The organism is Collinsella sp. TM05-38 (assembly GCF_003466445.1).
GTDB lineage: Bacteria > Actinomycetota > Coriobacteriia > Coriobacteriales > Coriobacteriaceae > Collinsella.
The window spans coordinates 173,193-185,031 of sequence record NZ_QSPM01000004.1 but is presented as its reverse complement, the minus strand read 5'-3'; the positions used below and the strand labels follow the sequence as shown (position 1 = coordinate 185,031).

Here is an 11,839-nt window from a genome sequence, read left to right as displayed (position 1 = left end):
GGCGCCCTGGACAAGGCCGCCGAGACCATGGCCGGCCTCTCCGGTACCCGCATCCACGAGTAACCACAGCCTCTTTTAGGGTTGTCCCGGCAAAGGCGTCCCGCAAACTAACTAACGGGTTCGAAAGCATTGCTTCCGAACCCGTTTTAATGAAGGCCCTTCTTGTATGGCGCCGCTACAGTGCCAAAGACGATGGTTCCCAATAACGTCACAACCGCTGCAACGTAAAAGCCCAAATCGCCCTGGCCGGTTGTATCGGCTAGGGCCCCGGTGACAAATGGCGCGATAACAGATGCGCTCATACCAAAGAAGTTGAGGGTTCCCAGCGCCGTTGCGGTGTTCCAAGGAGAGATAAAACCGTTAAGCCAAGAGATGATAATCGGTTCAACTGCGAGCTTGCCAAAGAAGCCATAGAGCGCGATGCCGGCAATGATTTCCTCATTGGTCTTGGCAGCGAGTGTGGACATGAGCGCGCAAACGGCAAGCGCCTCGAGTGCAATGACAAAATGGTATTTTCTTGCAGGAAAACGATCGGCAAGCTTGCTAAACAAGAGCGCTCCCGGTACTCCAGCAAAAAAGACAATTGAAGAAACAAGTCCCGTAAGAGATGCTTCAAATCCCCTGACGGATCCCAGGTAGTTTGGCAGCCAAGTGCTTATAAGGTAATAAAGGTAGAGGGTTGAAAAATAAAGGATATAGGCAGCGATCATCGGCGGCTTGAAGAACGACGAGCGAGCAGTTTCGTTCGCTAGATTGTTGAGCTTGCGTTCGAGCGCGGTAGGGCTTTCTGCTGAGTTTTGCCCTGGCATGATTCTTGCGTAAACGAAAGCCATAATCAGCGCAAATGAGCCTGCTGCAACAGTCAAGCTCTGCCACCGGAGAGCTCCCGTGCTCACGAGAAGGCTTGACGAAGCGAGTCCGATTCCTGATCCAACCGCGGTGCCACTGTTAACCAGTGCTGTTGCCAAGCTGCGTCGATGAGCGGGAACATATACGTTAGTAACGGTGTAGGCAATTCCAAAAAAAGTCCCACAACCCAATCCGGAAAAGAAACTGGCGATGTACATCGTAGATAGGCGAGTGGATAGGGCCATTCCCAAGGTGCCTAATCCGAATACGATGAATCCGGGGACCACAATAATTTTCATACCCAGACGATCGGCGAGCAATCCTGATGGAATCTGCATGAGGAGATAACCCAAAAAGTAGAAGCTCGATATCAAGCCAAGTTGGGTGAGAGACGCTCCGTCGAAATATGCCGATAGGATTGGATAGATCGGCGTGAGCATCATGCGCGATATCCAGATTGCAATCCAGCCAAAAATAAGGGCGATGACACCGATTTTCCAGAAGGGGGCGCGATGGCGTGAGCTTGGTTTTGACATGGCGATCCCTTCTTGTGATAGCCGTGATATGCACCTTCTCATCCTATATTAAAAGCTGATTACCAAAAAACGATATTGCATGTCCATGCCTGTAAAACTAGAATTGAAGCGCTGTTTCAGGGCGGGGTGAAATTCCCCACTGGCGGTAAATCGGGCGGTGTCAAAGGGGCGCCGTGGCGCAGGCGAGATGCCTGCGACCGAGCCGATGAGTCCGCGACCCGTGTGTGCGTTGGTTTGCATGCCGGCTGAACTGGTGAGATCCCAGTACCAACGGTTAGAGTCCGGATGAAAGAGGCAGGTGATCTTATGTCTGAACAGTCGCAACATATCCATTTTGAGAACACGAATAGGTGGAGCACCAAACAGCTCGTTACCATGGCGCTGATGTGCGCCCTGGGCGCCCTGTTTATGTATGTGCAGCTACCCATCCTTCCTTCGGCGCCGTTTTTGACGTATGACCCGTCGCTGGTGCCGGCGATGGTGTGTGGGTTTGCGTATGGTCCCGGCGCCGGCACAGCTGTTGCCGCCATGGCGATCGTAATCCATGCGCTTACCACGGGCGATTGGGTCGGTGCGCTTATGAACTTGGTTGCTACGCTGGGCTATATTCTCCCCGCGGCTATCGTCTACCAGAAGATGCACACCTATAAGGGTGCCGTGATTGGCCTGGTGCTCGGTGTTGTTGCCGCTACAGCGCTGTCTATGGTCGCAAACCTTACCATTGGCGTTTGGTTCTGGTATGGCTCGGTCGATGTGATTGCCCCGCTCATGCTTCCTGCCGTACTACCGTTCAACCTTATCAAGACCGTGCTTAACTCGGTGTTGACGTTGGCGGTGTATAAAGCAGTCTCCAACCTCATCACGCCTAAAAAGGACCAGGTCAAAGGCCGCGCATGATTGAGTGTCGGGGCGTTTCCTTTAGCTATGACGGTGCTGCACCGGCGCTCGATGGCATCGATTTGAGCATTAAGGATGGCGAGTTTTTCTGCATCCTCGGTGGCAATGGGTCGGGCAAGTCGACCTTTGCCAAGCATCTGAATGTGCTGCTGCAGCCCGATGCGGGCACGGTACGTATCAATGGCATGGACGCGTCCGACCCCGAGCTGGTCTACGACATTCGCTCGACCGCGGGCATGGTGTTTCAGAATCCCGACGACCAGCTCGTGGCGACGCTTGTCGAGGACGATGTTGCCTTTGGTCCCGAGAACTTAGGGATGGAATCCGCCCAGATCGCACAGCGCGTGCGCGAGGCGCTGAAGGCCGTGGGTCTGGTGGGCTTTGAGCGCCACGAGACCCATGCGCTTTCGGGCGGCCAAAAGCAGCGCGTGGCGCTTGCCGGCGTGCTCGCCATGGAACCGCGCGTGCTCATATTGGACGAGGCTTCTTCGATGCTCGATCCGCGTGGACACAAGGGCCTCATGAAGGCTTGCCACGCGTTGCACGATCGCGGCATGACCATCGTGATGATTACGCACTTTATGGAAGAGGCCTCCGAGGCCGATCGTGTCGCGGTATTTCGGGCGGGGCGCGTTGCCATGCTCGGTACGCCCGAGGAAATCTTGACGAGGGCGGACGAACTTGCGCAGCTCAATCTGGATATGCCAGCGTCGTGCTGCTTGGGCATGGAGCTTCGTGCGAAGGGCGTGCCCGTTCATGCGCAGGTGCGCGAGGTGGATATGGTCGCCGAGATTGCGCAGACTTATGCCGAGCGAAGTGGGGCAGGCACCGTGGGGCAGTCTTCCGCACCCCAATCGGAAATCGTTGGCGGTACGGTTTCGGCAAGCAACGAAGATGACGTACCAGAGCCCGTCATCGAACTATCCCATGTTTCGTATAGCTATTCGCTGAGCGCCCGCGAGCGTCGTCGCTGGCGCAAGCGTTCGACCACTGCGGACGCATCGAGCAAACAGGCTCTCTGGGGAAACGACCCCAGCAGCCCGTGGGCACTGCGTGATGTATCGTTGATGGTGCGTCGTGGCGAGTTTCTGGGCCTGGCGGGTCATACCGGTTCGGGTAAGTCGACGCTGATCCAGCATCTCAACGGTTTGATTCGCCCCCAGGAGGGATCCGTTCGCGCGCTGGGGCTCGGTCTGTCAAACAAGAAAGACGCCGCCGCGGTTAAGGCAAAGGTCGGCGTGGTGTTTCAATATCCCGAGCGTCAGCTGTTTGCCGAAACCGTGGCGCAGGACGTGGCGTTTGGTCCGCACAACCTTGGCTTGCCGCAAGATGAAGTCGACCGTCGTGTCGAGTCATCGCTCTCGCGCGTGGGCCTCGACCTTTCCACGGTCGGCGACAAGAGCCCCTTTGAGCTTTCGGGCGGCCAGCAGCGCCGCGTGGCGTTTGCCGGCGTGCTTGCCATGGAACCCGAGGTCCTGGTGCTCGATGAACCCATGGCGGGGCTCGATCCGGCTGCGCGCAGGGATTTCCTTGAGCTTATCGATCGACTTCACCGTGATGGCCTGACCGTTGTCATGGTTTCGCACAGCATGGATGACCTGGCCAATTGCTGCGACCGTATCGTCGTAATGAACGAAGGCGCGGTGTTTGCCGAGGGAACCCCCGAGCAGGTGTTTGCGCATGCCGATGAGCTCAAGTCGATCGGCTTGGGCGTACCTGCTGCTCAGCGCATGGCGTTGGCGCTCGCGGAAGCGGGCGTGCCGCTGCGTCGCGGCGGGCTCTATACGGTTGAGTCGTTGGCCGACGAGTTGGCAGATTTGCTGATCGGTCGCTCGGACGGTTCTTCTAACGTCTCGGACAAGGCCAAATCCGAAACGGTCACGCGAGAGGAGGGTTGCTGATGGAGGCGTTTTCGTTTGGCAGCTACTATCCCGGCGATAGTGCAATCCACCGCCTGGACCCGCGAACCAAGTTGCTCTTGGGCTTTGTGTTTCTGATTACGACGCTCACGGTCAGTGGCTTCCGCGGACTGGCCCCGGTCGCAATTTTCGTTGTGCTGATCTATGCCGTGTCTCGGGTGCCGGCTCGTCGCGCTCTGTCGTCGATGGCGCCGCTGCTGGCGATCGTCGTCGTGGTCGCGGTGCTCAACTTGTTTACCGATCAGAGCGGGCGCATCCTGTGGCAGCTTGGCTTTTTGCAAGTGAGCGAGGGCTCGCTGCGTTCTGCGACGTTTATGGCGTGCCGCCTGACCCTGATGATGGCCGGTATGAGCGCTATTACGCTCACCACGCCGACGCTCGACCTCACCGCGGGCTTTGAGCGTCTGCTCGCACCGTTCGCGCGTGTGGGGCTTCCGGCACACGAGCTTGGCATGATTATGGGCATCGCGCTGCGGTTTATGCCGCAATTTGCCACCGAAATGAAACAGACGGCCGATGCGCAGGCCAGCCGCGGCGCGCGCGTGACGGGCGGTCCGCTCGGCGGTGTGCGCATGCTCGGCAGTGTGGCGATTCCGCTGTTCACCGGCGTGTTCCGTCATGCCGAGACGTTGTCTGCCGCCATGGATGCCCGTTGCTATCATGGCGAGCAGGGCCGCACACGTCTGCATGCGCTTGCATTTGGCCGCGGCGATGCGTTGGCGGCGGTGGTGACGGCGTTGCTGCTCATCTGCGTCATCGTCATCAATCTTCAACTTGTTTAGGCGCGATTTGAGCGCAAGAAAGGGGTCCCTATGACCGACAACGACCGCACGGCTCAGCTTGAGCGCGCCTGTTTGTATCTCAGGCGCATTCCGGCGTGGTATCTTGCCACGACCGATGCGAGCGACGGGCACCAGCCCCGCGTGAGGCCGTTTTCGTTTGCCATGGTCGATGACGGCAAACTGTGGTTTTGCACGTCGCGCGACAAGGATGTGTGGGCGGAGCTGAGTGCGAATCCCAAGTTTGAGCTCTCGGGCTGGAAGCCGGGGGAATGTTGGATCGTATTGAGCGGCGAGGCCGCACTTGAGGACGACGCAGTTGCGAGCGACAAGGTGCGTCAAGCGGGTTTTAAGCACATGGTGGGCATCGGCGAGGAACACGAGAGCGCCAACGACGGCCGCCTTGCTTTCTTTTCGGTCCGCAACATTGCCGTGCGCTTCTGCGATATCGACGGCAGCGAAGAGCGTCTGGAGCTCTAGCTCACACAAACCAGTCTTCCGGGGTAGTTAATTTGGGACGGGGCTATTTTAGCTACCCCCATATGCCAGTTGACAATTATCCTGGCCAAATAATTCATTGGCAGTTAAGGGGTAGCTAAAATAGCCCCGTCCCAAATTAACTACCCATCTCAAATTAGCTAGTGGCAGGAGGAACCGTGGACGGATTGAATACGGTTTTGGAGTATCTGACGTCGGTGCCGGCGTGGTATCTGGCGACGAGTGTGGACGGGCAGCCGCATGTGCGTCCGTTCTCGTTTGCACAGATTCAGGACGGCAAGCTGTGGTTTGTAACGGCGCGTACTAAAGATGTGTGGCAAGAGCTGCTGCAAAATCAGCGTTTTGAGGCCACGAGTTGGTGGCCGGGCCATGGTTGGTTGATCTTGCGCGGGCGTGCGGGTCTGGATGACCAGGCCGCTCCCGATATGCGCGAGGCAGGATGGAAACATCTTGAGCGCTTGAGCGAGCACTATGAGGGGCCTAACGACCCCACACTCGTCTTCTTTAGCGTGGAGGAACCCGAGGCATTTATCTGCAACCATGACGAATGGGTGCCGGTCGAGCTGTAGTCAGGCTAGCTCATCTTAACAACTTAGTATCCGCATGGGCGGGCCCCGTATTGCCCGGCGCCGTTAGGAGCGCCGGTCAATACGGGGCCCGCTCCATTTGTCAATTCCTTCAAGCGAATGTGTCGGGAATGTTTCAATGCATGAATATGCAAGCCATTTATGTGTTCTTGCATCTTTTGGTGCTAAAGTTTCAACCCACCTCATAACGACTGCTGAGAAATGCGCATCGGTGCATAAATCGCAGACAAGGAGTCTGATATGTCTTTGAAGGTTGGAATCGTCGGCGCGGCTGGATATGCCGGTGCCGAGCTCATTCGTCTCGTGCTCGGTCATCCCGAGTTTGAGCTTGTTGCCATTACGTCCAACGCCGATGCTGGCCAGCCGCTGTCCGCGGTGTACCCGAGCTTTGCTGGCATAAGCGATCTGGTTTTTACCACGCATGACGCCCCCGAGCTCAAGAGCTGCGATGCGGTCTTTCTTGCCGTGCCGCACACTGCCGCCATGGCACAGGTGCCTGCGCTGCTCGCCGCGGGTGTCTCCTGCTTTGACCTTTCGGCCGATTATCGCCTGAGCGACCCGTCCGTCTTTGAGATATGGTATGCCGTCGAGCACACGAGCCCCGAGCTGCTCAAGACCCGTGCCTTTGGTCTGCCCGAGCTGTTCTGCCAGGACTTGGAGGCCGCCGCATCCGACCATGCCGACGGCAAACCCGTGCTGGTCGCCTGCGCCGGTTGCTATCCCACCGCAACGAGCCTTGCCGCCGCGCCCGCTGTGCGCGCCGGCTGGGTTGCCCAGAGTGGCCCCGTGATCGTTGACGCTATCAGCGGTGTGACGGGTGCCGGTAAGTCCTGTAACGCCCGTACGCATTTTTGCAGCGCGGACGAAAACCTGGAGGCCTATGGCGTGGGCAAGCACCGTCACACGCCCGAAATTGAGCAGATCTTGGGCCTAACCGATCGCGTCGTCTTTACCCCGCACCTGGCACCGCTCAAGCGCGGTCTACTCTCTACGGTAACGATGCCGCTTACGCCACAGGCTATCGATACCTTGACCCTTGAGGACGTTGTCGACCATTACAAGCAGTTCTACGCCGGTCGCACCTTCGTGCGTGTACTCGATGCCGGTCAGCAGCCCAAGACGGCTTCGGTCGTCGGTACCAACGCCGCCCAGATCGGCCTCGCGCTCAACAAGCGCGCCGGCATGCTGGTGGCGACGGGCGCCATCGACAATCTGTGCAAGGGTGCAGCAGGCCAGGCGGTCCAGTGCGCCAATATCGTCTTTGGTTTTGACGAGCGACGAGGCTTGCCCACAGTGGCGTGCCCGGTGTAGCACATTCGATTGTTATCGATTTGGTAGTCGGACATCGAGTGGGGCGCCACTCTTAAGCTGGTTTCATGATCACGACTGGCATGGCGCACCAACCGATGTCCGTTTTTTGTTTGACATAAGGAGTCATAAAGACGATGAATACCGAGCTGTTTGATATCAAGATTCGCGCTGTCGAGGGTGGCGTTACGGCTGCGGCTGGTTTTAAAGCCGCAGGCATCCACGCTGGGTTCCGCAAGAATCCCGAGCGCCTGGATTACGCCCTCGTCGTGCCCGATAAACCCTGTCCCGGTGCCGGCGTGTTTACCACCAATCGCTTTTGCGCGGCGCCCGTGCAGGTGAGCCGTGCCAACCTGGGTGGTACCGACAAGGGCTACGGTATCATCGCCGGCGTTTCGGTCAACTCTGGCAATGCCAACGCCGCCACGGGTGAGACCGGCCTTGCATGCGCGCGCGAGACGTGCAGCATCGCATCGCAGGTCATCGGCTGCGAGCCCCAGCAGATTCTAGTTGCCTCAACGGGTGTGATTGGCCAGATTCTGCCGATCGACACGTTTGAGACCGCCATTCCTACTGCCTACGAGGCGCTCTCCGCCCACGGTGGCGCCGATGCCGCTCGCGCCATCATGACGACCGACACGCACTCTAAGGAGTACGCCGTGTCCTACGTCAGTGAGGCTGCGGGTCATGAGGACAATGTCTATACGGTAGGAGGAATGTGCAAGGGCTCGGGCATGATCATGCCCAACATGGCCACCATGATCGCGGTCATCACTACCGATGCCCCCGTTGAGCCGGCGGCACTTCATGCCCTGCTGCTCTCGACCGTCAAGCAGACCTTTAACAAGGTAACGGTCGATTCCGACACCTCGACCAACGACACCTGCATCATGCTTGCCTCCGGCGCCGCCGCAGATGCCGAGCCTATCGACGAGGGCTCCGATGCCTTTGACGAGTTGGCATTTGCCGTGCACGAGGTGTGCGAGAGCCTGGCGCGCAACATCGCCGCCGACGGCGAGGGCGCATCCAAGCTCGTGACGGTCAACGTTACCGGCGCCGTGAACGACGAGGAGGCCGATATCGCCGCCCGTGCCGTTGCCAACTCGCCGCTCGTTAAGACTTGCATCGCCGGCCACGATTGCAACTGGGGCCGCGTTGCCATGGCGCTCGGCAAGTGCGGCGTGCGGTTTGACCAGGAAGACGTTTCAATCGACATGATGGGTATGCCCGTTTGCCGCGATGGCCTGACTGTTCCCTTTGACGAGGACGAGGCCTTGCGACGTTTCGAGGCGCCCGAGATCGTGATTTCGGCCGACCTGGGCGCAGGCGACGCGGCAACGACCGTGTGGACCTGCGACCTCACGCATGAGTACATCTCCATCAACGGCGACTACCGTTCCTAGACTCCCGATGTGCCGCGCGTCCCGCTGCAATCGCGGGCAACGAGGTGCGGCGCGATTGCTACACGAAAGACGAGGCAGACTATGAAGTTCGCACGCGATTGTCGCTCGAGCGAATCCAACGAAGTTAGCGCGCAGCTGCTGTTCGAGGCGCTGCCGTGGATTAAGAATCTGACCGGTAAGACGGTCGTTATCAAGTACGGTGGCGCCGCCATGGTCGACGAGCAGCTGCGTCGTGACGTGATGAGCGACATCGTCCTGCTCAAGATCATCGGCATGCGCCCTGTTATCGTGCACGGTGGCGGCAAGGCCATCAACGAGGCGCTCAGCCACTATGACATCCCCGTCGAGTTTAAGAACGGCCAGCGTGTGACCACGCCTGCCACCATGGATATCGTGCGCGAGGTGCTGGGCGGTAAGGTCAACCAGGAGCTGGTCGCGGCGCTCAACCACCATGGCAACCTGGCCGTGGGCGTGTCGGGCAGCGACGCCGGTACCCTTATCGCCGAGCCACTCGACCCAGAGCTCGGCCGCGTAGGCAAGGTCACGCACGTCAACACCGACTATATCGAGCGTTTGCTCGACAGCGAGTACATTCCCGTTATCGCCACGGTCGCGGCGGGGGAGGACGGTGGCTTCTTCAACATCAACGCCGATACCGCCGCCGGTGCCGTTGCGGCAGCGCTCCACGCGCACAAGGCGATTTTCTTGACCGACGTCGACGGCCTGTACAAGGACTTTAGCGACAAGGATTCACTTATCTCCAACCTGACGCTCGACGAGGTTAATGAGATGCTCTACGGCGGCGAGGTCGATAAGGGCATGATCCCCAAGCTTCGTGCGGCTGTCGACGCGCTTACCGCTGGCGTGTTCCGAGCCCACATCATCAACGGCACGACGCCGCATTCGCTGCTGCTGGAGCTGCTGACCGATGCCGGCGTCGGCACCGTGATTCATTCCACCGAGACGGCTTACGAGTTCGATACGCATCCGCATCCGCTTTCGACGTTTGCTGCGCGTCTGACCGAGAACCTCGACGAGGTCGAGAAGCTTCAGACGGTCTAGCTGACCCGCAGTTGTCGCGTCCCTGCATCCATAGCCCTGCGCCGTACGGCGCCCAACGAAAGGCATCCCATGTCACTTGCAACTCAACAATCGCTCGAATCCCATTACGTTATGCATACCTTTGGTCGCTCGCCGGTCGAGTTTGTCGAAGGTCACGGTATGAAGCTCACCGGTGACGATGGTCGTGAGTACCTCGACTTTCTTGCCGGCATCGGCGTGTGCAGCCTGGGTCATGGCGACTCGGCTGTGCTCTCGGCGCTCGAGGCACAGACCAAAAAGCTTCTGCATGTGTCTAACTACTTCTACATCGAGCAGCGTGGCCAGGTCGCGGCGCTGCTGTCCAAGCTTGCTAACGACGACGTAGATGGTGCGCGCGTGCTTGCCGATGCCATTGCCGCCGGCGATGAGACCACAGCAGCTGCTCTTGGTGCCCCGGCTGCGGACGAGCAGGTGTGGGAGACCTTCTTTGCCAACTCCGGCGCCGAGGCCAACGAGGGCTCGATGAAGCTTGCGCGCCTGTACGCCAAGCGTGCCGGTAACGGCGGCAACACTATCGTGTGCATGCGCGGCGGCTTCCACGGCCGTACGCTCGAGACCATTGCCGCCACCATGCAGGATTGGCTGCAGGATAGTTTCCGCCCGCTGCCGGGTGGCTTTGTGGCCTGCACGCCCAACGATGTCGATGAACTGCGTGCAATCTTTGAGCAGCTGGGAAGCGAAATTTGTGCCGTGATGCTCGAGCCGATCCAGGGTGAGAGTGGCGTGCACCCCATGACCGAGGAGTTTATGGCGGCGGCGCGCGACCTAGCACACGAAGTGGGCGCCGTGCTTATCGCCGACGAGGTCCAGTGCGGTCTGTTCCGCTCCGGCAAACCGTTCGCTTACCAGACCTATGGCGTGGAGCCCGACATCATGAGTCTTGCCAAGGGCATCGCCGACGGCGTTCCTATGGGCGCCGTGGTGGCAAAGAAAGAGATCGCCGACGTGTTTAAGCCCGGCGATCACGGTTCGACCTTTGGCGGTAGCTGCTTGGCCATCGCGGCGTGCGCCGCGACGCTCTCCGCGCTCGTGCGCGGCGATTATGCCGACCATGCTGCCAAGGTAGGCGCCTATATGGAGGCAAAGCTCGCCAAGTTACCGCACGTTACCGAGGTGCGCGGTCGCGGCTTGATGCTCGGCTGCGACTTGGATGACGCAGCAGGCGATGCGCATGATATTGTTGCCCGCGCGTTGGCCGCCGGTGCCGTGATTAACGCTACGGGTGCCCATACGCTGCGTTTCCTGCCGCCGCTCGTCTGCGAGGAAGCCGACGTGGACAGTCTGATCGAGATCCTGTCGGGTGTCGTGGGCTAACGCGGCGCAATAACTCAATTTGGACCGGGTTCCGGACTGCGGGTGTGCCATATGCGGCACGATTCAACGGTCTGGAGCCCGTTTTGCCTTAGATTTGCTAAGGCAGGGAGACCTGCTGGCCAAAAACATCAAATATGAGTAATGTTACCGATTTGGTAGCAGCAATTTTGGACTAATAAGGCCATATAGCAAGTCGAAATGGCGATGAATGCACGATTTTGATCCAATTGTTAGTCCCTATAATGGACATATGTTGCGTAACTTAAGCAAATACTATCTTTTTATATGTTGCAAACAAAGTAGCAGTACTCATATTTGCCGTTTTTTGGCCACAGCCTTTGTGACAGACGTGCTGGCGGGTTCGAATCCCATGCGCTGGGCCCAAAAAAGAAAGGCTCCCATTGCTGGGAGCCTATCAAATCAGTGGTGGGCGATGAGGGATGTCCGCGTGCGGCTTCGCCGCCCGCTTCCGCTTCGGGCCTGCGGCCCTCGCGTGTTGCGCTGGAAAACGCTTACGCGTTTCCTCAGCTCCGCACCCTGTCGGGTTCGAATCCCATGCGCTGGGCCCAAAAAAGAAAGGCTTCCATTGCTGGGAGCCTATCAAATCAGTGGTGGGCGATGAGGGATTCGAACCCCCAGCCTTGTGCG

10 protein-coding genes and 1 riboswitch are annotated in these 11,839 nt (G+C 58.9%); of the genes, 9 read left to right on the top strand and 1 reads right to left on the bottom strand.

The genetic code is table 11. The features are described 5' to 3' along the window. Window positions 1-146: 146 nt before the first annotated feature. Entirely contained in the window at window positions 147-1,385 is a 1,239-nt protein-coding gene (locus DXD49_RS03590; protein WP_117794218.1) for an MFS transporter, read from the bottom strand. Between the two features lie 108 nt (window positions 1,386-1,493). Continuing rightward, window positions 1,494-1,686, top strand: a riboswitch (FMN riboswitch). Between the two features lie 5 nt (window positions 1,687-1,691). Here DXD49_RS03590 and DXD49_RS03585 point away from each other — a divergent pair. The 9 genes from DXD49_RS03585 (at window position 1,692) to DXD49_RS03545 (ending at window position 11,191) form a co-directional block, all read left to right on the top strand. Continuing rightward, entirely contained in the window at window positions 1,692-2,282 is a 591-nt protein-coding gene (locus tag DXD49_RS03585; protein ID WP_117763492.1) for an ECF transporter S component, read from the top strand. Beyond that, window positions 2,279-4,183 carry an energy-coupling factor transporter ATPase gene (locus DXD49_RS03580; RefSeq protein WP_117794217.1) on the top strand — a complete coding sequence of 635 codons (1,905 nt, stop codon included), beginning with the start codon at window positions 2,279-2,281 and terminating at the stop codon, window positions 4,181-4,183. The genes DXD49_RS03585 and DXD49_RS03580 overlap by 4 nt, the downstream gene beginning before the upstream one ends. Further along, the gene (locus DXD49_RS03575; RefSeq protein ID WP_117794216.1) at window positions 4,183-4,983 is read left to right on the top strand and encodes an energy-coupling factor transporter transmembrane protein EcfT; all 801 of its coding nucleotides are present in this window, start codon (window positions 4,183-4,185) and stop codon (window positions 4,981-4,983) included. The genes DXD49_RS03580 and DXD49_RS03575 overlap by 1 nt, the downstream gene beginning before the upstream one ends. 30 nt (window positions 4,984-5,013) lie before the next feature. Next, window positions 5,014-5,460: a pyridoxamine 5'-phosphate oxidase family protein gene (locus tag DXD49_RS03570; RefSeq protein ID WP_117794215.1), complete on the top strand. Its 447-nt coding sequence runs from the start codon at window positions 5,014-5,016 to the stop codon at window positions 5,458-5,460. Between the two features lie 176 nt (window positions 5,461-5,636). Then, complete coding sequence (locus tag DXD49_RS03565; protein ID WP_117794214.1) at window positions 5,637-6,047, top strand: pyridoxamine 5'-phosphate oxidase family protein; 411 nt, start codon at window positions 5,637-5,639, stop codon at window positions 6,045-6,047. A gap of 258 nt (window positions 6,048-6,305) precedes the next feature. Further along, entirely contained in the window at window positions 6,306-7,376 is a 1,071-nt protein-coding gene (gene argC / locus DXD49_RS03560; RefSeq protein WP_117794213.1) for an N-acetyl-gamma-glutamyl-phosphate reductase, read from the top strand. A gap of 134 nt (window positions 7,377-7,510) precedes the next feature. Beyond that, window positions 7,511-8,776 (top strand): bifunctional glutamate N-acetyltransferase/amino-acid acetyltransferase ArgJ, encoded by a 1,266-nt coding sequence (gene argJ, locus DXD49_RS03555; RefSeq protein ID WP_199568947.1) that lies wholly within the window; start codon window positions 7,511-7,513, stop codon window positions 8,774-8,776. An 81-nt stretch (window positions 8,777-8,857) separates the two neighbouring features. Then, window positions 8,858-9,838: an acetylglutamate kinase gene (gene argB, locus DXD49_RS03550; RefSeq protein WP_117794211.1), complete on the top strand. Its 981-nt coding sequence runs from the start codon at window positions 8,858-8,860 to the stop codon at window positions 9,836-9,838. 69 nt (window positions 9,839-9,907) lie between these two features. Further along, window positions 9,908-11,191, top strand: coding sequence for an aminotransferase class III-fold pyridoxal phosphate-dependent enzyme (locus DXD49_RS03545; RefSeq protein ID WP_117794210.1), 1,284 nt, complete (start codon window positions 9,908-9,910; stop codon window positions 11,189-11,191). Window positions 11,192-11,839: the final 648 nt, after the last annotated feature.